The sequence below is a fragment of the Armatimonadota bacterium genome, from assembly GCA_013314775.1.
Lineage (GTDB): Bacteria > Armatimonadota > Zipacnadia > Zipacnadales > JABUFB01 > JABUFB01.
Genome location: JABUFB010000015.1, coordinates 35295 through 56908, shown reverse-complemented (window position 1 = coordinate 56908; position 21614 = coordinate 35295). Strand labels below are relative to the sequence as shown.

The window sequence follows — 21614 nt, the reverse complement described above, 5'->3', positions numbered from 1 at the left end:
AGCTGTCAAGCAAAATCAAGCAAAATACAGCGGATTAGTTCTTTAGCTCAAATCTGCACGGGATATTGTGTGGTGCAAGCAACAATTCTTGGAGTCAGTTCCCACGTCTCCCCGGAAGCCAGGCCCCCCTCCCACACATCTCACCGGGAAGGTCCCTCCGATGCGCGGGGCGAACTGGTGTCGTCGGAGCAGCCGAAAGCAGGGAGGAATTGCATGAGCAACGGGGCACTGCGAACCGCCAAATTGTCTTTCGCGCTCATGGCCGTAGCGGCAATTTCCCAGGCGGACTGGAACACCAGCAAGTTCCAGATCCTTCTCAGCGCCACCGAGACCAAAGGCGGCGGAGACACCAATACCACGCTATCATGGAGCCTCGACGGAGGCTGGGACCGCGAGATGTGGGACCGCACTTTCCAATTCACTCTCGATTCCGACTACTCCAAGAGCGATACGGCCAAACTGGACCGCCTGCGCACAGGCACGCGCCTGCTGGACACGGATTACGGCAAAGTCCTGCGCAAGTGGTCCCCGGTTTACCTGATCCAGACTGAGGGCGACCACAGCCTCGACAGCGTCCACACGCTTGTCGCCGCCGGATTCCGCCAGAAAAGGCGTTACGGCTTCTTCGAGGCCACTGCGGGCGTGAGCAAAGACATCCAGACCGGCGAGAGCTGGGTGGGCGACATCGGCTTCGAGGTCGGCTTCGAGAAGCAAATCGGCAGCCAGTGGAAGGTGCGGACCGGGCCCAAGGGCGAATACGGCGCCCTGGGAAGCGTGCGCCTGCGCGAAGACCGCTTCCGCTACTCCTGGGACGTCAACGTGGATTACCAGGCCAGCGAACGCATTGGCGTCGGCTACCGTCTGTGGTATGGAAACACAGTCCCCAATTCAGACCGGACCCAGTGGATCGGCCTGACATACAAGCTCAAGTAGTGGTCCCCGGATTTCCCACGGAATGTTGGGGATCTCCACGGGTCGAGAGGACGAAGGCAATCTGCCCCCTCTGCAACCCATTGCCGGAGCAATTCAGGAGATCGGATCGATGCCAATACGCGCCCGCGCACCCACACGAATCGACTTCGCAGGCGGCACCACGGACCTGCCCTCCTTCCGCAAGCGCGAGGGCGGCGCGGTGGTGAGCGCCGCAATCGATCGCTATGCCTACTGCTCCCTCACACGCTGCGAGGGCAACGGCTTCCGGATCGTCTCCCAGGACCTCGAACAGTTCGTCGAGGCCGCGAACATCCGCGAGCTTGAGTATGACGGCAATCTGGACTTGCTAAAGGCTGCCATTCGCGCCCTGGACTTGCCGGGCGGGATCTGCGTGAACGTACGCTGCGACGCGCCTCCAGGTTCCGGCACGGGCTCGTCGGCATCGGTGGGCGTGGCGCTGCTGGGCCTGCTGGACCGGCTCAAGGCATCGGCAACAGACAATCGCCGCCAGTGCCTGAGCCGCTTTGAGATCGCCGAAATGGCCTGCAATCTCGAGCACGATCTGGGCATCGTCGGTGGGAAGCAGGACCAGTACGCGGCGGCAGTGGGCGGCTTCAACTACATGGAGTTCTACGATGAGCACCGGGTGATCGTGGAGCCCCTGGAGTTGCGGCCTGAAGTACGCCTGGAACTCCACAAGCACCTGCTGCTGTGCTATTCGGGGCAGTCGCGTCTGAGCGGAGACACGAATCAGCGCATGATCTCCGCCTATGAGTCCAATGACCCTGTGGTCTGCGGAGCCTTACGCACGGTGAAGCGCGTTGCCATGGACATCCGTCGCGCTCTGATCGGCGCAGATATCGCGTGGCTGGGTGAGCTACTCGAAGAGGAATGGCAGGCCCGGTCAATGCTCGCCCCCGGCGTGGTCACCGAGCGTCTCCAGGCATTGCGCGACGCGGGCATCAACGCCGGTGCGGTGGCTGCAAAGGTCTGCGGAGCGGGCGGTGGAGGCTGTCTGCTATTCTTGTGCGCGGATGACGCCGAAGCCGCAGTTTCCCGGGCCCTCGAAGCCGCCGGCGGCCGCATCATCAGCTTCGGGTTTGACTTCCGGGGTCTGGAGGTCTGGCAGGCCCCATGAGCCAGGACCCGCCGCAGGTTCCCGTCGACCGGCCAACACCACGCGAACCCCTCCTCGCGCGCCTTGGCCTGCTCCGCGATGCCGACCAGGCGCGCGAGGCCGTGTGCCTGTTTTACGCCGCGGTCGGACTGAGCCTCGTCTTCTTCCACGGCCGCCCGCGCAACATGGACGCTGACTGGGGCCTGTTCGTCTGGTTCGGCGTCAACTTCCTGGTGCTGTTCTGCGTCCCGGCCCTCATCATCCGCTTTGGCTGGAAAGAGCCGCTGACGCGCTACGGCCTGCAGTGGGGCGACTTTTCCACGTGGGGGCGCTATTTCGCTGTCTTCTTTGTCGGGATGGCTCCGCTGATTATTCTCGTCTCCCGCGACCCCGGATTCGCCATGTACTACCCGCGGTTCAGCCTGGCCCGGATTCACGCAGGCTACCTGCTCTTGTCCGCAGGCGGATGGCTGGTCTATTTCTTCGCGTGGGAGTGGTTCTTCCGCGGGTTCATGCTGTTCGCCCTGGCGCCACGACTGGGGCCGGGCACCGCCATCCTGGTGCAGACCATTCCCTTCGCGATGATGCACTATCCGAAGATTGAAGCGGAGGCCTGGTCATCCATCATTTGCGGCATCGCCCTCGGCCTCATGGCCTACCGCGGCCGCTCCTTCGTGGGCACGTGGCTCCTGCACTGGCTGGTGGCGACGTCCATGGATGTGCTCGTCGTCCTGTGGCCCCTGCGCTGATGAGGCGCGGCGTGTGTCGTAGCTCCCCCATCATCCCAACCGCCATCGCGGCGAGGGAGATGAGGAAGCGTTCCGGCCACGGAACGCGGGGATGAGACCGCCGTCGCCGTCCCATATCCGATACGCCCAAACGGAAGCCTGCCATGATAGCCGCCGTCTGCCAGATCCTATGCCTCCCCAGTGACCTTGAGGGCAACATGCACCGCATGGATCGCGCGCTCATCCAGGCCCATGCGGCAGGCGCGCGCCTTGCGTGTTTCCCCGAAACCGCATTTCTGGGCTGGGTAAACCCGGACGCCTACCACCGCGCTCCCGCAATCCCCGGCGCCTGGACTGATCACCTCGCTGAGCGCGCCCGCGAGCTTTCCATGTTCATCTGTGCAGGGCTTGCGGAGAAGTCCGGCGCCGACCTGTACGACAGCGCGGTCCTTGTCTCACCCGAGGGCGAGATCATCCTGAAGCACCGGAAGATCAACACCCTCACCCACCTTTTGACGCCGCCCTACACCCGCGGCAGCATCGCCGACATCCAGGTGGCGGAAACCGAGTTCGGCACAGTGGGCTTGCTCATCTGCGCAGATACATTTCTCTCCCCTGTCCTGGATCGGATGGCATCGCTCAAACCCGACCTTCTCCTGGTCCCGTACGGCTGGGCTGCTGAACCCCACCAGTGGCCGGAACATTCCGAGAAGCTGGCTGAAGTCGTGACGAATGCAGCGCTGCGAGTGGGTTGCCCGGTGGTGGGGACGGACTGCGTAGGGATCATCGGCCACGGGCCATGGACGGGATACACATTTGGTGGATGCAGCGTGGTCTCAAACGCCCACGGGGAGATAGTGGCCCTGGCCGCAGACCGCGAGCCGGAGGTGCTGATCGTGGACATCGCGTAGCGCCGGAACCCGCGCCGGAATGACGGTCTCCAGTTTCCTTCTCGCCACACCGTGACAACGCCGGTTCGCCTTAGTAATAACTCCCCGAGCCGCTCTGGAACTGGGCTCCACGCGTGCTGCCAAAGTTAGCCTGCAGTGACGGGAAGGCCTTGATGCCCAGGTTGATCTGCCACTCGCCATCCGGTTCGCTGTACGAGATCGAGCCCTGCCAGCAATGCAGGTCCCGCGTAAGGCGGACGTCCATCTGGTCGATCTTGTGGGTGAAGCCGCTGTAGCGCCCAAGGAATTCAAGCTGCGTTCGCCTGTCGATGTCCCAGTCCAGGTCGATGCTCCCCTGCTTCAGCTTGCCGTCCTCAATGTCATACTGCGCCCCCAGCCCAAGGTAAAGCCGCCGCGGCTCGACCAATACCCACCTCGCCTGCAGATCGCGCCATTCGGACTGCTCGATGTCGTACCCGGTATCCAGCGACAGCTTTGAGTTGCGCGAGGTCATCAGTTCGTACTGCACCAGCGCCGTGCGCCAGCGGTCCAGGACTGCGTCATAGCCGGTGCTGAAATCAAGTCGTGACCGGTTCGGCGCCACATGGGTGAGCTGGAAACTGGCATCCCGGTTACGCCCCCAGTAGTCCAGACGCAGCGGTGAGTACCCCTGAGGAGCCGCCCAGTTGAACCGGTAGCGTGCGGTCCAGCGCTTCCCATCATTTTGCCGGATTTCGGTGTCAATAGCCGCGAGATACGCCGCGCTGCCCTCATCGTAGAAGGCTTGGTAATACCGTCCGGCGGTGCGAATCGTGGTGTCGCCGGTGAGCCTGCGTGTGGAGCCGCCGAAATCCAGTTTCGCCGCTGCCCGGCTGACCTCAATATCATCGGGGTCTTGCGTATAATGTGCCACTTCGAAGCTCGCCCGGGTGGAGACTCGCCCCAACGGCTTCCACCCTTTCAACCGATCCGTGTCCGTCCGCAAGCGCAGTTCCGGCAGGCGATTCAGCGAGCGGTAAGTGTCATCGCCGGTGTAGCTGTCACGGTCTGTGTCGAACCGATCGTCCATCAGGAAGCTCCAATCGTACTTCTCCCGCCGGTTCTGGAACTCGAAGGCATAGGTGAACTCCTTGTCCAGCGGATCCGACGCCGAACGGCGGTTTTCCTGGAGGTTCGCACGGAAATCCCAGCTCGTGTTCGGGCCGTTCTGCTGTCGGTGTGACAGGCTGCCGTCGAGCCGCCGGGACCGAAAACTGCTGCTGGAGTTCATCGAATGTCGCACGCCGAGGGTGGTGTCCGCTCCCGGCTCGCGCCGCGTGAGGCTCCAGTCGTTGGAGAGCGTCTCCGAGGTTCCGTAGTACCCGCTATTCTCCTGAAGATTGGAGCGGAGGTCCCAGGTGTACGTGTCGTCGATCTGCCATCGGTGGCTCACCCGCGACACCAGGGCATCTTCACTGGGCTCGATGAAGAAAACCACCTCTGCGGTGTGGTCTTTAGTATCCACGAAATGATCCACGCCGTAGCCGGTGCCTCGCCTCTCCGTCAGGTGCAGCCGCAGGATGCCATTATTCGCTTCGTTCATCAGGTACGAGTAGGCGAACTTGGCGAACTTGCCCTCTACTGTGTTTTCGCCGATGACCGGGATCAGCCGGTTGTCCTTGCGTTTGAGGGACAACACCAGGTCGAAGGGGTACTTGAACACGCGGTTGCCTGAGACGTAAAGCGCGGGCTTGCGGAAGAGTATCTTCTGGTCCGGGACCACTCGGACGTAGTCTGACTGGAGCCCGAAGTGGGGATGGAGCTTGTTGCAGCTTGTGGCCATTGCGCCGAAAGCCTCGATGATGTCGCGGTCTGGGGGGGTCTCGATCTCCGCCGCACTGACGTAGATTGGTTCGGCAACCGTGCCGTCGAAGAACCCTGGCCGTATCTCGGTCCGCCCGCTTTTCACCCGCCAGTCATTGGTCTCGACATTGATCGCCACGCTGGTTGCGGTGGTGCGCATATGCTCCGAGCCGACAACCACCTTGCCGGTGAGTTCGACCCATATCTGGTCGGCGTCAATGACCGCGGTATCCGCCGTGGCCCGGAAGTCCTTGCCGACGATTTCTACATTGCCCTGGATGCGGGTGCCGTCCCGCTCCATCCGGGCCTTGTCCGCGCGGAAATTGAACCCGTCCCCGGGAGGCGGCTGCAGCGAGCCATCCGTCGGGGAAGCGACGGACTGCCCCGCTTGTGGGGGCAATCCGGGCAGCGGAGCATTGGGAGAAGGAGGCCTGCCGTCAGGGCCTGCAGGCGGCGGAGAGCCATCCCCCTCGTCCGGTGTCAACTCCGGGAGGCGTTGGATCGGAGGCGGAGCCTGCCCCGGCTCGTCCTGCGACCAGCATATGCCGCAAGCCGCGTCCAGAGACGCGACCAAAAGCAGCCCCACCCGGATTGCCCTGCCGAGAGACCCTGACATGCGCACCAATCAAACACGTGGGCTCGGGTCGTGCAGCGAAGTGCCGAAGCGAGTGCGATGATCCCCGAGGATGTGAACGACATCTATCGCGGCAGACGAACGGGGGCGGCGAGTCGCGGCGAGACCCGGGTGAGCAGCGCGGAAGTCTGACCCGGCATCATCAAAAGCGTCGCATCCCCCACAGGGACAGAACCAGCACCACGGCATTCTCGGCCCACGCAGCCAAAGGCACCGGCAAGACGCCGTTGCCGCCGAGAATACGCATCCCCATCATCACCACATAGTAAACGAAAGCGACAATAAGCGTCGACAAGACCCCTGCCAGACTCTGACCTCTACCGAACCGCAGCGCAACCGGCGCTGCCAGCAGCGAGAATACGAGGCAGGCCGAAATCAGCGAGAGCCGCCCGTGAATCTCCAGGTCATATTCCCGGGTTGCAGTCGGTCCACCTGCGGCGACCTGCCGCCGCAGTTCCAGCAGACGCCGAAGGCTGCGGTTTTCCATGCGTTCTCCGCTGAACGACGCCCCGCTGACTTCCGTCAGGTCCACATCCAGGTCACCCGACAGGGAGTCCAGCGAGTCAGGCCAGGTGACGCCGTGGAACCGGGCGTTGTTGGCCACCAGCCGCCTGCCCGAGAATCTCGCTTCCGGGGCATACACCACCCAGGGCGGCTGGTCCGGCCGCTTCATGAACCCCAGCAGGCCCTTGAGCGTGTCCCGGTCATTATCTACATCCTGCGCAACGAATATCCACTGGTTACCGGCTTCCACGAACTGCCCGGGCTTGAACGCCAGGGTCTTCTGCTGGACGAGGATCGAGCTCATCAGACGCTGAGCTTCCTGGTCCGCGCGGGGTACTGCATACTCTTTCAGCGCGAAAGACGCACAGGTTGCCACAACCCCAAGCACGAGCGCCGGGGCCATGAGCCGCACGCCGCTGATACCCGAAGTGAGCATGGGGATCAGTTCATGGTCCGAAGCCAGGCGGTTCAGGGCCAGCGAGCACCCCAGAAGCGCCGCTACCGGCATGGCAAGAATCGCCGCATCCGGGGCCTTCAGGGCAGCGAACTTGACAATACTCGCCACAGGCACACCCTTGCCGGCGACTACATCGACCACGGTGTACAGTACATGCCCGGTGATGAGCACCACGAAAGCCGCCAGCGCGGCAAGCGCCGGCCCCACCATTTCGCCCAGGATGTATCGGTCAATGAGCTTCATGGTTCACGCCCACGTATGCCTACCAGATCACATCAACAAGCGTGTCTCCCACCTGGTATAGTGTGTCTGCCGAGCAGTGCTCCGGAGTGTCGTCCACCGTATGCCACTCCGCCGGCACGAAATGGATGATGTCCACCGCCGGGATGCCCCGGTTGATGAAGGGCACATGGTCGTCGGTAATCGTCTGGCCGGTCACGCGCTTGAAGGCCTTGTGCCCCCGCTGTTCCGCCGCCGACCAGATGGCGTTCACCAGCGAGGGATTGGACCGCAAGGAGTTGCCTTCCAGCCTGAACTCCGGCCCGCCCGTGCTCCCGTCTTTCTGGAGGCGGGGGTTGTTGAGCTGGTCGGTACCCACGATATCCAGCAGGATCATCTCGCCGGGCCGCGCGACGTTTGCGGGCCAGTGAGATGCCAGGTATTCCGAACCAATGCAGAACCCTTGATGAGGGAAAGTCGTGGTTCCGCCGACGCCGGAATCCTCGGCGTCGAAGAACGCGACAATCACCGGGCGCGGGGGGGGTTGGTGCTTCATCAGCCGGCCCAGTTCCAGCAGCACTGCCACGCCGGAGGCGCCATCGTTCGCTCCGAGGATCGGGGTGTTCCGGTTTGCGGGGTTTGGGTCCTGGTCAGCCACCGGACGGGTGTCCCAGTGTGCCCCGAGAAGCAGCGGACTTCCTGGCTGGCCCGTCCCGAACAGGCCCAGGATGTTCTGAAACTGATACGGCCCTCCCATGGGTGTGCGCGACGTGAAGTCCTGGGTCACGACACTGTCAGCAACTGCGGTGAGTTGTTGCACGAGCCACGCCCTGCAGTCCTCGTGACCCTGCGACCCGGGTTCGCGCGGCCCGAAATCGCACTGGGCGGTCAGGGCCGAGAACGCCAGGCTGCGGTCGAACTCGGGGCGCTCCACAGGAGGTGGAGGGGGAGGTGTCACTGCGGAACTGCCGCCGCCGCAGGTGGTGCATCCGGCCAGTACGCCGAGGGCAATAAGAAAAAGCGCGGCGAGACGTGGCTTGCTCATGGGCGACCTCGAAATGCATCGCATACCGGCCCCGGATCGGCGCAAGGACGGCCCCCGTGACCATTCGCTGGAATGTGGACTTGCCGGAGCCCGCGCGGGTTCCCTGCTCCGGCGGCACAAATGAAACGGCGCCCTCGACCGCAAACCGTCGAAGGCGCCGTGGGTACAGCTATTTTGCCGCCGCTACTCGTCCAGGTCAACACCAGGCGCAGAGGTTGCGCGCCGATCCCGGCTGATCTCGCGGTTGATCTTCTCGCTGCTCTCGCGCAGCCGCGCTCCCACTTCTTCCGTGTCACGGGCGCTGTAGACGGTGCGACTGGAAGTTCCCACTGTCGCCACAAGACTACGATGCGCCAGGGCGCTCTCGGGCGTCTCCTCGTACCGCTCTTCAGCGGGCCGCGCTGCAATGACCGGGCGCTGCGCGGGACGTGTCAGCGGGTGGGCCGTGGCCAGCATTCCTTCAGCGCCCGGTCGAAGGGTCGTGGGGGATCCACCGGACGGCGGGAGCGGACGGATAGCGGCCACTCCGGTGCCCATATCTACAGGCATGGGCGGCGCGGGCATCTCGCCACCGACCCCGGCTTCACTGCCCCGGCTCACCGTGCGCCGCGCGGTGCGCTCCGAGGTGCGCAGACCCGCGCCCCGGTGCTCACCAGCAGGCGGAACCATGGCGATCTCGGGCGGCTCGATAACCCGAACAGGGCGGCTTGTCGGCGCCGGAGTAGTTCCCGCGGCCGGTCGCGGCTTTTCCGGAGTGGTCCGGGAAACGGGCCGCTCGGTCCGTGCGGCCCTCACCGAATGACCCGCCGCCTCCAGCACCTCGGCATATCGCGGAGAGCTCTCGGCAGCATCAAGCGCTTCGCTGGTCAGACCTTCGCTTTCCTGCGTCTTGTCCTCGGCCGCAGCCTCATCCTCCGGGACCGTACCTGCGTCCGCAAGCGCGGCCTCACCGGCCACATCTCCGGTTTCGTCCCGTGTCTCGATGGGTGCCGCGCTCTCGTCGGCGGTCGCATCAAGCATCGGCTCGGACGTCACAGGACGAACCGCCGAGACGCTCGCAACATGGGCCGCGGGTTCGCTCGTGGGACTGTTCATTGCCATGAAGACCCCGAAGGTCAGCAGCGCAACCGCCGCTATCGCTGCAGCCGGAGCGAGAACCCTGCGCACGCGCCAAGCCGGGAACTCCACCACAGCAGGGGCAGGCGCCGGGCCGGCCGCTTCCTGACCAACTGCCGCCAGAATACGGTCCTTCAGGCCTTCGGCAGGTACAACCGCGGGAGCACTGCGCATGGCTTCCGCCGCCGTGCGCATTGTCACATACTCGTAGAAACAGTCATCACATGCGAACAGGTGGGCTTCGAGGGTCTCGCGCTCCAGTTCGTTCAGTTCATCATCGATGTACTGGGAGGCCAGTTCCAGCGCCTGCCGGCAGGTCAGCTTCCGGACGGGGATCACGGTGCGCAACAGGTCCAGTATGCGATCCAAAAGGCCCTCGGGCGCGGAGACTCTGCGCTCGAGCAACAATTCGTGAAGGCGCTCCAAGTCACGTACCCGCGCGGAGCAGGCTTCGCACTGGGCCAGATGCTCTACAACCTGGCGTAGTTCCCGCGGCCCCAGAGCGCCGTCTACCAGGCTCTGCAGGTCATACGGATGTGGACAGGTCGACATTTCTGCTCTCTTTCGCCCCAATCCCGGTCTGGCCCGGCAATTCGGCAGACCGGCGTCCACCGACCAGAAGCCACCAACAACCGGCTACCCTGATCTCGTGATTCATAGACACGCGCGGTGCCGTTGAGTTTCGCTTCTCACCACTTTTCCACAACTCAGTTCACATGCCCCGCGTCTCGCCCTCGCCGGAGTTCGCATCACGCTCCCGCAGCGCTCTGTCGACCCTTTCGGTAAGCTCTTGTTCGGGAGTCGCCGGTGGCGTCGCGAGCTTCATTCGCTTGCCGAAAATGTGCAGAAGGAGAACGATGACCACAAGCGCCACCACTACCACGACCATCATCTGCAGGGCCGCCTTCTGGCGCATTTCATCGGGCAATGGAGGGAGCCCCTCGTCCGGCGGCGGCGGGCCGGCAATGGGCACCTTCGGACCTGGATCACCCTCCGGCGTTTGAGCCCAACAACACTGCCCCGCAATCATCATGCCAAGGGTGCATATGAGAGATATTAGGGTAAGCCTGCGCATAGCGCACCTCCGGATGACATTCCGTTCGCAGCAGTCTTCTCAGGCACCTCCCCATCTGCGCAAGATCCGAGAAGGTCGTGCAGTCTTAGGGGGAAAATTACCTGCGACAGGACATGCGTCGGCTTTCGAACCTTGGACATTCGCGGAAAGGACCTGCTTCATGCCCGCCCCCAATGTTCTCATGTTCATTACCGACGGCCACCGCGCCGATGCCCTTGGCTGCGCGGGCAGCCCCATCGCCCGCACACCCGCGATAGATGCCTTTGCGAGTCAGGGCGTGATCTGCGAACGTGCCTTCTGCACCCATTCCGTCTGCATGCCCACCCGAAGCTCGATATTCACGGGGCGGTACCCCCATATCCACGGTACCTGGGCCAATGGCGTGCCCCTGCGCCGATCCGAGACCACCCTGCCCGAAGTGCTCGGGGCGCACGGTTACGCCACCTGCGCCAGCGGGAAGGTGCATTTCCAGCCCCAGCAACCATACGTCCAGCAGTTCGGAGGCCTGTCGCCGCGCATCGACACGTCGCGGGAGCCGTACTACGGTTTCCAGGAGGTACATCTGTCCGAGAACCACATCGGGCAGGAGTACATCGATTTCATCCGCGACAACCGCCCGGAACTCGAGCAGCGTGCCCGCGCCCGTGATCGCATGCCCGAGGAACTCCACGACCTGCAGTGGATCACCGACCAGGCCATCGATTTCATACAGCGCCAGGTGGCGGCAGGAAGACCCTTCTTCTGCTCCTGTTCATATCACGAGCTCAGCCCGCCCTGCACGCCGCCGGAAAACTACATGGGCTTGTTCGACCCCGCGGACATGCCGGTGCCCGAAATGCGCCCCGGGGACCTGGACCTGAAGCCACCGTTCTACCGGGAATGTTATGAAGGCTACCTGGCGCGTAACCGCCACCCTGATAATGCCACGCTCCAGCGCTATCTGGCGAGTTACTACGACCAACTCGCCTTCATCGACCGGCAGTTCGCGAGGCTCATGGGCGCCCTGGAGACTGCGGGAGTGCTGGACAATACCATCGTCCTTTTCACTGCGGACCACGGCCTTTCGCTCAATGACCATTACCAGTGGCGCCATGGCCCATTCCTGTTCGACCAGGTGATCAATGTGCCCATGATCTGGCGGGTTCCAGGCGGTCTTGCCGGAGCGCGCAGTCGCGGGCTAATCGAGGGCGTGGACATCATGCCCACGATTCTCGATTTGTGTGGGGCACCGCAACCCGCCGGGGTTCAGGGCCGTTCGCTGGCGCCGATGCTCACGGGATCCGCACCCGATTGCGGCCGAGACTCCGTCCTGGTGCAGGAGCGCCATGCCCCAGACCTGCTGGCACGGGGTCTCGATCCGAACCTGATCTGGCAGATCGGGGTGCGGACCGATGACTGGAAGCTGATCCACTACGTGGACTATCCGCATGGGGAATTGTACGACCTGCGCGAGGACCCAGGGGAGTTCCACAACCTCTGGGCGGACCCGGGCTACCTGCCCCGGCGGCGCGAGATGGAAGAGCTGCTCATGGACCGCCTGGCCAGGTCTCAGGACCCACTGCCGGTCCGAGAGCCGGACGTCCACTACTGAGGGCGCGGGGCCGGTTACCCTCCGCGCGGGGCGGGCGTCTCACCCGCCAGTTGTTCGTCATCCAAATCAGCAGCGACTTTCGCAACCGGGGACAGTCACCCATCGCGCAGGCGGGTGCGCAGAAATGACAATCCCCGGGTTCTTTCGATCGATCCGCCTATAACCCCACCCTCGACAAGAACTCCGGCACGCCTCTTATGCCGAGATTCACCCGAAACAACGCGCCGGCACCTTCACCCTCGTCCGGTTTGTTGTCTCCTCCGGCGGTGGTCACGTATATGTCCGTGTAATCCTCGCCCCCGAAAACCACGCTGGAGACCTTTTTCGCCGGGAAGCTCACCCGCTGCAGCTCCTGCCCGTCCGGCGAGTACCGCACCAGGCACCCGCCATCCCATCGCGCCGACCAGACACAGCCTTCCGCATCCACTGTCATGCCGTCCGGTGCGCCTTCGCCCTCGGTCTTCACGAAGACCTGGCGGTTAGTGATCTCCCCAGTGGACTGGTCATAGTCGAAGACCGATATCTCTCGCAGCGGCGAATCCGTGTAATACATCTGCTTGCGGTCGGGCGTGAACCCCATCCCATTGGAGCAGCCGATGCCGTCCAGCAATTGGGTGATAGTGCCGTTCAGGTCCAGCCGGTAAAGCCGCCCCAGGTGGTTGGGTGACGCCATGGTGCCACAGAACACCCGGCCCTCGGGGTCAGCGATCACGTCATTGAACCGCGAGTCCTCTTCCCCGGGCAAGCCGTCCAGGATGCTCTCCACACTTCCCTCGCGCCAGATCTTCACCATGCCCTTGTCCATGAAGAGCAGGAGCGCGCCGTCAGCTTGCACCGTGAACCCTCCGATGGCCACATCCTGATAGCACTGCTCGTGCTTCCCAGTGGCCGGGTCGTACCGGAATAGCTTGCCGGCCGGGATGTCCACCCAGTACACCCGCTTCTCCAGGGGATGCCACATCGGGCCCTCGCCACAGACGCACTGATAGTCCGCGATCAGTTCAGGGGTCATTTTCCGCCTCGCTGTGTGGTGTCTCTACCCGGTTGCCACGGACTTCGCGCCCGCGTGCAGGACGCTCAGGACCTCGGCCATCCGCGCGGCCGCATCGATGTCCACGGACTCTGTTACAAGGCCGTCTTCCGCCGTGCGCACCGTCATCCCGCGAGTGTACGTCCCGCGCAATTCCACGTGAACCGTTGACTTGCAGGTGGCGATGCAATCCGGGTCCGCGAGCCACAGGAGCGGCACGAGATCGTACAATACCGGCCCCTGCTTGTGTCCGCGATGGGGGCCCCAAAGCTCGCTGCAGGCGACAAGGGTTTCGTACACGGGATTGGTCTGGTCCGCGAACTCCCGGCGCACGTCGTCCATGGTCAGTCGCAGCCGGGCGGTAACGTCAAAGGTCCCCAGAAAGCTGGGAATGCCGCAGTTGAGCACGATCTCACATGCGTCTGGATCGCATACCACGTTGTACTCGCGGAACATGCGCCGGGTCTCGCCGGCCATCAAGGCGGTCTGGCTGATCTTCGCTCGCAGGTCTGTCTCCGGCATGAGCACTGCTTCGGCCACATTGCTGGCCGCGCCAATGCAGACGATGGCCAGCGGTCCATCGCTCTCGCGCAGGACTTGCTTCATTACCTGGATCGCCGGCGGGAACTCCCGGCTGAACTCGGGGTCTTGTTCGGTAACGAAAGTGCAGTAGCCCTTGCCCATATGGCTGCCTGGGGCCAGTTCGCCCAGCGCAACCCGGGCCTGCGGCACCCCTATCCCCGCGCCGATAGGGATGTTCGTTCGCCCTGCCTTTCGCAGAGCCTTGGCAACCAGCTTCGCTTTCCACTGGGTGTCGCCGTACGCCGTGGTCACGGCAAGGAGCTCAATGCGTGGGTCAAACAGCGCGAAATACAGGGCATACAGGTCGTCGATGTCGCCGCCGATGTCGGTGTCCAGGATGATGCGGACGGGCTTGTCAGGCATGATGGCCTCCCGTGGTCTGGCGCATCGACGGTCAAACGCGAAGACGCCAGAACAGGCCTGCGCCAACTCCCCGCGCAGACCCTCCTGGCTGAGCTTTTCTCAGTTCAGAAGTAGTAGTAATTAGCCGCGAGATACGCTCCCGCAGCCAGGGCGGCACCAACGCCCATCATCCCGTACATCACGCCGCCAGAGCCCTTGGCGGGCCCACCTGCGAGCCCGAGCACAAGTCCCAGCGACATGATGCCGATCCCGATCAACACCATCCCATGGAGACCGGGGTTGTACGACAGCCAATCCAGGAACAGGTACCAGAGCGACATTTCAGACAAGCCTCCCTTGCGGCCGGCCCGACACGGCCACACGCAAGCCCCCCGAGCCAACGATGGGGAGGGTCCGAGGCCCAGCAACGTCAGACTGGAACCCGGATCGCGCCCCTTCACCCATTCGTGAGCCTTACTTGACCTATCCTAGACAGTATCTTGAGAAAAAGTCAATCGGTGTATTCCCACCTGTCCCCCAAGGATAGTATCGGTCAGTACCATCGCCGCCGAATCCCCGGCCAGATACGCCCATCGAACGCTCCATTTCCGGCACAGCCCGAGTGAAGGGCAGCAGTTGGTTCCGGCAACCGTCGCGCTCCCCAGTACGGCAGGCCTAGTCCGCGTACTGGACCAGCGACTCCTTGAACTCCAGGTACTTCGCTTTGTATTTGCTGTAAGCCGCCTGGTTCCGGTACTTGATGCCGAAGACATGGTTCGTGTTGGTCATCTCGTCGACGGTCTCTACCCATGCGCGGGTGTACCCTCCGGGCCCGGTTACGCTGGTCCATGTGACGGTCTTCGAGCCGCGGCGCTCTGTGCGGACCTCACCCAGCTTCTCGTCTGCGCGCGGCTGCGCCCACTCCGACTTGCCGCTCCACTGGGGCGAGTAGACGTAGAACTGCACGGGTGCCCCGCCAGGCGACAGGAACAGTGCGGCGTCCGAATAGAGGCGCCCCCTGGGGTCCAGATCGAAGGTGTCACCGGAGACGGAGAAGCCCGCGGGGTAGTCGATGTCGAACCAGGGGCCCTGGTAGGTGCGCCAGGCACCCTTGTCCTTCACCACCACCAGCCCCCACGAAGGCTTTCCGGGCGCGGTGATGTGCACGGACCGGCCATCCCCGGCGTACTCCACCTCTGCCCCAAGGGCCTCCGAGACAAACCGCAGAGGCACGTACAGAGTGTAGTCGACGATTCGCGGAGCGGTGCTAAGGCGGACCGGCTTGCCGCCTATCCGGGCGATCTTGCTGCCCACGGTGAGTTCCACGATGGTCCCGCGCCGGGTTGCTGTGGCCTTGCCGTCCACGTAGTCCACCGTCGCTCCCAGATACTCGAAAACGGGCCGGAAGGGGACCAGCGACGTGCCCCGGCTCAAGAGCGCGTACGGCATGGACTCCTGCGCCTGCGCCGGGATCACCACCACAGCAACGGTGAGCGCTGCGCAAAAACAGACGAGAGTTCTCATGCCCCACGCCTCCTGTCGACTATTGGAAAGGTGTGACCACGATCTCCTCACCCGGTTCGGTCTCTATGGCGATGATGGTGCCTTCCGGCGTTCTCGTCTGGCCGCGGGAGGTCTGCACGCGACAGGGGCCACCCCACGGATTGGCGAGCTTGAGGGGTGCACCGGCTTCGCTAAGCAGCCGGATCTCCTCGATGACGCCGTCGCGCATGCGCCCGGAAACAAGGAACGCGCCCTCTGCTCGGACGCCCTGAAAGCTCACATCGCGCCACCAGTTGGGCACTGCACCGAACACCCGAACCACACCCTGCGCGCACTGGACCACCAATTCCAGCACTGCCGCGGCGGCCCCCATGGAGGCCTCGATCTGCATGATCTCCGGTCGCCCGGCCATCACCGTGAAGCCTCGGAACCGCGCGTCATGCCCCGTCGCATAACCTGGGTTCATGAATACCCGCCGGAATGTATCCAGGAGCACCTGGGCCATTTCGCCGTTCCCGGTGCGGGCATACAGGATTGCCGCCCAGGGCATGCACCAGCCCGTCCACAAGCCCATTCCCTGCCGAGTGAGAGTCGCCAGTGAGGCGTCGATCAGCGCCCGGTGCTCGGCTTTGCCGAAATAGTCGAAGATGTCGAAGGGGTACAACCCGGCGAGGTGCGAGTGATGCCGGTGGCTCTCGGTCAGAGGCTGGCCCTCCCACAGCCACAGTTCGCGACCATCCGGGCTCGTGCAGGCTTCAGGCAAGCGCGCGGCGATGTCCTTCCAGCGTGCCCGGTCAGCCTCGTCAACGCCGAGGATTTCCGAGGCCTCGATGAGAGCTCGGCATGCGAAGTGGATGTTCGCAAGCTGGAAGCTGGAGTTAGCCCCCCACGCGTTGAGATTGGCCCCGCCGAACTCGGGCGACACACTCACCGGCAGGCGCCAGCCGTCCTGTGTCTCCTCAAGCATGGCCTCGTAGACCCGCATTGCGCCCTTGATAAAGGGATAGGCGGTCTTTGCCAGAAAGTCGCGGTCCATGCTGTAGCGCCAGCGCAGCCACATGAGTTGCCCGGTCCACATGGTGGACCCGTGGTCCACGGAACCCGTCCAGAAGCCGCCCATGCAGGTGCAGCGGTCATCCACCGCGTGCGGCAGCTGCAGGCCGTCGGGAACACCCGCGAACACCCGGGCATTCTCGCGCAGTCGCGGCTCCCAGCTGGCGAGCATCTCCCACAAAGGCTCCAGACTGGGCAGGTAATTGCCCGCGTACGCCGGCCAATAGCACTCCTGCACATTGATGTTGAAGTGGTAATCGCTGGACCACGGGGGCATGCAGTACTCTTCGACCCAGGGGCCTTGGAGCGTGGCCGCCGGACTGCCGGGGACGGAGAGCCCCGCTAGCTTGTACATGCCCAGGTAGTACAGAAGGAGGTCATCGCGGCTGGGCAGGTCAAGCGCCGCAATGCGCGCCCAGTACCCCGACCACCAGTTCGCGGTCCGCTCCGCGCACTGACGGAAGCCCGCCTCCGCGTGTTCCTCCAGGCTGCGCTCTGCGTTCTGCCGCGCCTCCCGGGCCGAGTCTCCGTAAACGCTGGTGATGAACATCTCGGTGTGCCCGTTGCGTCTCCACATGCGCCAGGCCACGCACATAGCCGGCTCGCCAGGGCACTCCTGCACCCACCCGCCACGATCTTCATCATCAAAGACTTCGGCCGGCGGGAAGCCGTACTTGCGGAAATGTTCGATCACGGCTTGCGCATCGGGAGGCCTCGATGACGCAGTGACCTGCATGTCCTCGATCACCAGCGCCAGCACGGGATCGTGCCGCACCAGCACCCCTCGCACATTCCCTTCGGGCATCGCTTCGATGCAGGCTTCCGAGGTGGAAAGGTCCAGGTGCCCGATCTTCAGCCGCGAGCCCGCCGGTAGGCGCAGATCGACGCGGCCCATGGGCAGGCGTGTGGGCCGGGCTGGTTCGTCGTCGCCCGAAGTGCGTTCACCTTCGAACACTCGGCGCAAATTCTCCTCGTCACCTGTTTCCAGCCAGGTCTTGAGGTTCTGATAGGTGGCCTCTTCGGTCCAAACGACCCCGCCACGGTGGTCCCAGTAATCAGCCCGGTTCACCGTGATGCGCAGGTCCTGGCCGCCGCCCCAGATGAGGGCGCCGAAGGTCCCGTTGCTCAGGGGCATCCCGTGGTGAGTGTGCACCAGCGGGAAATGCCAGGGGAGCGGCTCGGCCAGGAAGGGATGGCGTTGTGAGCTTGACATGCGTGAACTCCCGATAGGGATTGGCGGTTCGGGTAAAGCACCAGCGCGGGCCATTCAGGCCCATTTTCACGAGGGTTCGTCTGCCAACACCGTCTCACCTTCTGCCCCGCGGGCTCCCCGAGGGTGACCGGGCAGCAGGAGCACCCGGGCGCTCAGAAAGATCAGCGTCGCCAGAGAAGCCACCACCAAGGCAAGAAGGACCTTGGGCACGCCCTGGTAATAAGCGAGCACCCACCAGAAGTTGAGCACATTCACCGCTCGTGAGCCGGCGATCAGGTCGTCCTCTTCCACTGCAAGCGCCTCCCCCTGCATCCGGTGTGGGTCTCCGCGGACCATTCCAGCCAGCACTTTTCCAAGATACACCGGCTGTCGCGCCAGCGGGAACGTGTACGGCAGGCTCCCCCGAACGCTATCGGGCAGGTCGGCTCGCTCGGCATAGTAGCGCTGATAGTGGACGCTGACCGCCAGCAACTGCACGGCGACTGACACGGCAAGCAGCAGGCCGGTCATTGCCCGCGCGAGCCGTTTCCCGCGTGCCGCCACGGCCTCGAACCAGGGAAGGAACCCCAGCGCAGCCAGCGGGAAGAGGGGCACCAGATACCGCGGTCCCCAACAGGCGCCGCGAAGCCCCACGTCATCCAGCCGCGCCGTGAGCAGAATCCCCACGAGAACCGCCAGCATCACCCCGATACACGCTGCGCGGTTCCTCTTTCCCACGCCCGGCAGGAAAAACAGCGCCGCAAGCACCGGCGGGGCATACCACAGGAGGCCTTCGGTCAGGCCCGTCGCGAGGGAGATCACTCCCGGCAGGATATCTCCGTGCTGGAGAGCGCCCTCGTACTTCGGATGACGCTCGGCGGCGGAGGGGAAGGCCGTTCCGTACCGGACATAATCGCTCCAGCCGTTCAGTGCCAGCAGAGGCAGGGCGCCCAGAAAAACGCACAGAACGAGAACCCACCGGCCGGGACGCCTGTTCCGCTTGCGATCCTTTGAGGCCAGCGCAAGCACCAGGGGCGCCGCGATGGCGAGATTTGTGAGCTTGGTCAAGACCGCAAACCCGAAGCAGAAACCGGCCGCGAGGGCTACCCGTGCGCTGCGGTCCTTGCCGGCCTTGAGAAGCAGGAGCAGCCCTGCCACCAGGCAGACCCCCTGCAGCGGCTCGTAGAAGGCATCCTGAGTGTACGGCCACCAGGTTGTCGCCACACCCAGCGCCATGGCCGCGGCGACCGACACCTCGCGCCGGTAACCCAGCCCCCGGCCGACAAGGTACACCAGAAGGACGCCCAGAGCGCCCAGCGGAACGCTGCTGAAGCTGGCGAGGATCTCCCCCAGCTTTTCGTCCGCATCCGGGCCCAGGAACCGACTGGCCACGGGACCGAACCCACGCCCCACCAGAACCGCCGGGGACAGGACCAGCGGGTGCCCGAGTCCCCAGACCAGCTTCCCCCCGTGCACCCGAAGGTGAGGCTTCAGATCGCCCGGCACACCCACCGTCCCGGTATCCAGCAGGTGACGCGCCATTCCAAGACGCATCGCGGCATCGCTGGACCAGATGTTCCCGCGGTTCGTCAGGGCATACAGGCACAGGAACATCAGGAAAAGCCACAGCCCGGAGGATGTGGCGAGACGCGCTGCAATGTGCGGCTTCGTCCCGCGCGCCGACTCCATGAAGCCGTACCCTCCGGGTGTGGGATCGAGTGCCCGCTAACGGGTTGGATTATGTTAGCCAGTCTGTTCGCGAGTAGCAAGGAACGGCGCGAAGGCGTGCACACCCATCAGGTATGCAGCCGCGCGAGCTTGAGCACCCGAATCACAAACCGGGGACTGCGCGCGTTCCGCCGTGCGCCCGTCCCCGGTTCCGCTCGATATCTGGGCAGCAGCTACTGCGGCTTGTGTCCGCCGTTTCGCTGCAGGCCGTAGGCGATACTGTCCACCAGCGCCTGCCAGCTTGCCTCGATAATGTTCTCGTGCACCCCCACCGTGCCCCATGTCTCCTTGCCGTCGGTGGTCAGGATGATGACGCGGACGCCGGTTGCCGTGCCGTGGGTGCCCTCCAGCACGCGCACCTTGTAGTCGATCAGCTCAAGCTGATCCACTTTCGGGTACTTCTCGCGCAGAGCCTTGCGCAGAGCAAGGTCAAGCGCGTGCACCGGGCCGGTTCCTTTGGCAGCGGTGTGGAAATGTTCGCCATCCACGTCAATTTCCACGGTCGCCTCGGCGAAAGGCTCAGTGCCTTCTTCATGTTTGCCGGACAAGACCCGGAAACCGTGGAGCGTGAACAGGTCCTTGCGCTCGCCCCTTAGTTCCATGGCAAGCAGCGCGAAGGACCCCTCCGCGGCCTCGAACTCGTACCCGCGATTTTCCAGGTCCTTCATCTTCGTGAGCACTTCGCCCACCAGCGGGTCGCGGCGGTCCAGGTCGGGCCAGAGCTTGCGCAGCTTGCTGACCACCGTGCTGCTGCCGGCTACATCGCTCACCAGAATCCGCCGTTCATTGCCCACCAGTTCCGGATCGATATGCTCGAAAGAATCCGCCCGTTTGAGCACCGCGTTCACATGCATGCCGCCTTTGTGCGCGAAAGCCGAGTCCCCCACGTATGCCTGGCGGTGGTAATGCGGCAAGTTCGCCAGTTCACTTATGTACCGCGAGGCAGGCTTGAGATCCCGCAGACTGCCCTCGGGCAGGCAACGGATGTCCAGTTTGAGCTCGAGGTTCGGGATGACCTCGCATAGGTTGGCATTCCCGGCCCGCTCTCCATAGCCGTTCATCGTCCCTTGCACCTGGGAGCAACCGGCGATGACCGCCGCGAGTGTGCTGGCCACCGCTGTGCCGCTGTCATTGTGACAGTGAATGCCTACCGGCACGGACGCCTGCTTCAGCACGACCTGGCAAATCTCCGCGATCTGGTGGGGCAGCCTGCCGCCGTTGGTGTCGCAGAGACACAGAGCATCAGCGCCACCGCGAACCGCGGCCTCCAGGGTCTTCATCGCGTACTCGGGGTTGGCGAGATAGCCATCGAAAAAATGCTCGCCGTCGAAGATAACCTGAGGCACATGAGCTTTGAGATAAGCCACCGAGTCCTGGATCATTGCCAGGTTCTCTTCAAGACTCACCCGCAGGACATCGGTCGCGTGCATGTCCCAGGACTTGCCAAAGATGGTGACGACCGGCGCGCCCGAAGCGATAAGCTCATTGAGATTGGAGTCTTCCTCGGGCTTGATCCCGCCGCGCCGGGTGCTGCCGAAAGCCGCTATCTTCGCATGCTTCCAGGTATCCCCTTTCGCGCGCTGGAAAAACTCGCGGTCTCGCGGGTTGGTCTCGTTGGGCCAGCCGCCCTCGATGAATGCCACGCCGAGGTCATCCAGTCTGTGGGCTACCCGCAGCTTGTCTTCGACGCTAAAGGCCACTCCTTCGCCCTGACAACCGTCGCGCAGCGTGGTGTCGTAGATCAGTACCTGTCTGCTCATTGTGTTTCCCCTTGCTCCTGTGTTCGGCAGCGCGCGGGGTGAAAGTTGGACCGCAAAGCAAAAGCCCGTCCCTGCGACAGAGACGGGCCATGAAGGCTCGCGGTACCACTCTGCTTGATGGCGCAGGCTAACACCTGCGCATCCCCTCGTCCGGCACGGGCCGAGCTGGCCGATGCCGTCTGTTTGATAACGGAGCAAGCCTCCGGCGGAGCCTACTGGAGCGGCTGTTCGTGTCCGTCTCGTTGGGTCCGCGGCTCAGGGGTGATATTCCCC

General features: G+C 63.9%; 17 protein-coding genes. 5 read left to right on the top strand and 12 right to left on the bottom strand.

Going from position 1 to position 21614, the window contains the following annotated elements; all coding sequences use genetic code 11:
* Positions 1 to 213: 213 nt before the first annotated feature.
* The 4 genes from HPY44_18755 to HPY44_18740 all read left to right on the top strand — a co-directional run bounded on the left by HPY44_18755 (position 214) and on the right by HPY44_18740 (position 3689).
* Entirely contained in the window at positions 214 to 933 is a 720-nt protein-coding gene (locus HPY44_18755; GenBank protein NSW58050.1) for a hypothetical protein, read from the top strand.
* A 109-nt stretch (positions 934 to 1042) separates the two neighbouring features.
* Positions 1043 to 2071 (top strand): GHMP kinase, encoded by a 1029-nt coding sequence (locus tag HPY44_18750; GenBank protein NSW58049.1) that lies wholly within the window; start codon positions 1043 to 1045, stop codon positions 2069 to 2071.
* Positions 2068 to 2799 carry a CPBP family intramembrane metalloprotease gene (locus HPY44_18745; GenBank protein NSW58048.1) on the top strand — a complete coding sequence of 244 codons (732 nt, stop codon included), beginning with the start codon at positions 2068 to 2070 and terminating at the stop codon, positions 2797 to 2799. The genes HPY44_18750 and HPY44_18745 overlap by 4 nt, the downstream gene beginning before the upstream one ends.
* Positions 2800 to 2942: 143 nt before the next feature.
* Positions 2943 to 3689 (top strand): carbon-nitrogen hydrolase family protein, encoded by a 747-nt coding sequence (locus HPY44_18740; protein ID NSW58047.1) that lies wholly within the window; start codon positions 2943 to 2945, stop codon positions 3687 to 3689.
* 70 nt (positions 3690 to 3759) lie between these two features.
* On the opposite strand, the gene HPY44_18735 is transcribed toward HPY44_18740, so the two are convergent.
* The 5 genes from HPY44_18735 to HPY44_18715 all read right to left on the bottom strand — a co-directional run bounded on the left by HPY44_18735 (position 3760) and on the right by HPY44_18715 (position 10413).
* Entirely contained in the window at positions 3760 to 5811 is a 2052-nt protein-coding gene (locus tag HPY44_18735; protein NSW58046.1) for a hypothetical protein, read from the bottom strand.
* 475 nt (positions 5812 to 6286) lie between these two features.
* A complete protein-coding gene (locus HPY44_18730) occupies positions 6287 to 7348 on the bottom strand; it encodes a YjgP/YjgQ family permease (GenBank protein ID NSW58045.1) in 1062 nt (353 codons plus the stop codon).
* A gap of 19 nt (positions 7349 to 7367) precedes the next feature.
* The gene (locus tag HPY44_18725) at positions 7368 to 8369 is read right to left on the bottom strand and encodes a M20/M25/M40 family metallo-hydrolase (protein ID NSW58044.1); all 1002 of its coding nucleotides are present in this window, start codon (positions 8367 to 8369) and stop codon (positions 7368 to 7370) included.
* A 183-nt stretch (positions 8370 to 8552) separates the two neighbouring features.
* Complete coding sequence (locus HPY44_18720) at positions 8553 to 10037, bottom strand: zf-HC2 domain-containing protein (protein ID NSW58043.1); 1485 nt, start codon at positions 10035 to 10037, stop codon at positions 8553 to 8555.
* Positions 10038 to 10197: 160 nt separating this feature from the next.
* A complete protein-coding gene (locus tag HPY44_18715) occupies positions 10198 to 10413 on the bottom strand; it encodes a hypothetical protein (GenBank protein NSW58042.1) in 216 nt (71 codons plus the stop codon).
* Positions 10414 to 10720: 307 nt separating this feature from the next.
* Between HPY44_18715 and HPY44_18710 the strand changes: the two genes are divergently transcribed.
* Positions 10721 to 12151, top strand: coding sequence for a sulfatase-like hydrolase/transferase (locus HPY44_18710; protein ID NSW58041.1), 1431 nt, complete (start codon positions 10721 to 10723; stop codon positions 12149 to 12151).
* Positions 12152 to 12308: 157 nt separating this feature from the next.
* Here the strand turns inward: HPY44_18710 and HPY44_18705 are convergent, their stop codons facing one another.
* The 7 genes from HPY44_18705 to HPY44_18675 form a co-directional block, all read right to left on the bottom strand.
* Positions 12309 to 13163 (bottom strand): SMP-30/gluconolactonase/LRE family protein, encoded by an 855-nt coding sequence (locus HPY44_18705; GenBank protein ID NSW58040.1) that lies wholly within the window; start codon positions 13161 to 13163, stop codon positions 12309 to 12311.
* Positions 13164 to 13187: 24 nt separating this feature from the next.
* Entirely contained in the window at positions 13188 to 14126 is a 939-nt protein-coding gene (locus HPY44_18700) for a nucleoside hydrolase (GenBank protein NSW58039.1), read from the bottom strand.
* A gap of 104 nt (positions 14127 to 14230) precedes the next feature.
* Positions 14231 to 14446, bottom strand: a complete 216-nt coding sequence (locus HPY44_18695) for a hypothetical protein (GenBank protein ID NSW58038.1) — start codon at positions 14444 to 14446, stop codon at positions 14231 to 14233.
* A gap of 334 nt (positions 14447 to 14780) precedes the next feature.
* The gene (locus HPY44_18690; GenBank protein NSW58037.1) at positions 14781 to 15629 is read right to left on the bottom strand and encodes a hypothetical protein; all 849 of its coding nucleotides are present in this window, start codon (positions 15627 to 15629) and stop codon (positions 14781 to 14783) included.
* 19 nt (positions 15630 to 15648) lie between these two features.
* Positions 15649 to 17874 (bottom strand): hypothetical protein, encoded by a 2226-nt coding sequence (locus HPY44_18685; protein ID NSW58036.1) that lies wholly within the window; start codon positions 17872 to 17874, stop codon positions 15649 to 15651.
* Between the two features lie 66 nt (positions 17875 to 17940).
* Complete coding sequence (locus tag HPY44_18680; protein ID NSW58035.1) at positions 17941 to 19542, bottom strand: glycosyltransferase family 39 protein; 1602 nt, start codon at positions 19540 to 19542, stop codon at positions 17941 to 17943.
* Between the two features lie 212 nt (positions 19543 to 19754).
* Positions 19755 to 21341, bottom strand: coding sequence for a citramalate synthase (locus tag HPY44_18675; GenBank protein ID NSW58034.1), 1587 nt, complete (start codon positions 21339 to 21341; stop codon positions 19755 to 19757).
* Between the last annotated feature and the right edge of the window lie 273 nt (positions 21342 to 21614).

Excerpts from the sequence above, each read along its gene's own strand:
- HPY44_18755 (NSW58050.1), top strand. The coding sequence starts at position 214 with ATGAGCAACGGGGCACTGCGAACCGCCAAATTGTCTTTCGCGCTCATG.
- HPY44_18750 (NSW58049.1), top strand. The coding sequence starts at position 1,043 with ATGCCAATACGCGCCCGCGCACCCACACGAATCGACTTCGCAGGCGGC.
- HPY44_18745 (NSW58048.1), top strand. The coding sequence starts at position 2,068 with ATGAGCCAGGACCCGCCGCAGGTTCCCGTCGACCGGCCAACACCACGC.
- HPY44_18740 (NSW58047.1), top strand. The coding sequence starts at position 2,943 with ATGATAGCCGCCGTCTGCCAGATCCTATGCCTCCCCAGTGACCTTGAG.
- HPY44_18735 (NSW58046.1), bottom strand. The coding sequence starts at position 5,811 with ATGGAGCGGGACGGCACCCGCATCCAGGGCAATGTAGAAATCGTCGGC.
- HPY44_18730 (NSW58045.1), bottom strand. The coding sequence starts at position 7,348 with ATGAAGCTCATTGACCGATACATCCTGGGCGAAATGGTGGGGCCGGCG.
- HPY44_18725 (NSW58044.1), bottom strand. The coding sequence starts at position 8,369 with ATGAGCAAGCCACGTCTCGCCGCGCTTTTTCTTATTGCCCTCGGCGTA.
- HPY44_18720 (NSW58043.1), bottom strand. The coding sequence starts at position 10,037 with ATGTCGACCTGTCCACATCCGTATGACCTGCAGAGCCTGGTAGACGGC.
- HPY44_18710 (NSW58041.1), top strand. The coding sequence starts at position 10,721 with ATGCCCGCCCCCAATGTTCTCATGTTCATTACCGACGGCCACCGCGCC.
- HPY44_18705 (NSW58040.1), bottom strand. The coding sequence starts at position 13,163 with ATGACCCCTGAACTGATCGCGGACTATCAGTGCGTCTGTGGCGAGGGC.
- HPY44_18700 (NSW58039.1), bottom strand. The coding sequence starts at position 14,126 with ATGCCTGACAAGCCCGTCCGCATCATCCTGGACACCGACATCGGCGGC.
- HPY44_18695 (NSW58038.1), bottom strand. The coding sequence starts at position 14,446 with ATGTCGCTCTGGTACCTGTTCCTGGATTGGCTGTCGTACAACCCCGGT.
- HPY44_18690 (NSW58037.1), bottom strand. The coding sequence starts at position 15,629 with ATGAGAACTCTCGTCTGTTTTTGCGCAGCGCTCACCGTTGCTGTGGTG.
- HPY44_18685 (NSW58036.1), bottom strand. The coding sequence starts at position 17,874 with ATGTCAAGCTCACAACGCCATCCCTTCCTGGCCGAGCCGCTCCCCTGG.
- HPY44_18680 (NSW58035.1), bottom strand. The coding sequence starts at position 19,542 with ATGGAGTCGGCGCGCGGGACGAAGCCGCACATTGCAGCGCGTCTCGCC.
- HPY44_18675 (NSW58034.1), bottom strand. The coding sequence starts at position 21,341 with ATGAGCAGACAGGTACTGATCTACGACACCACGCTGCGCGACGGTTGT.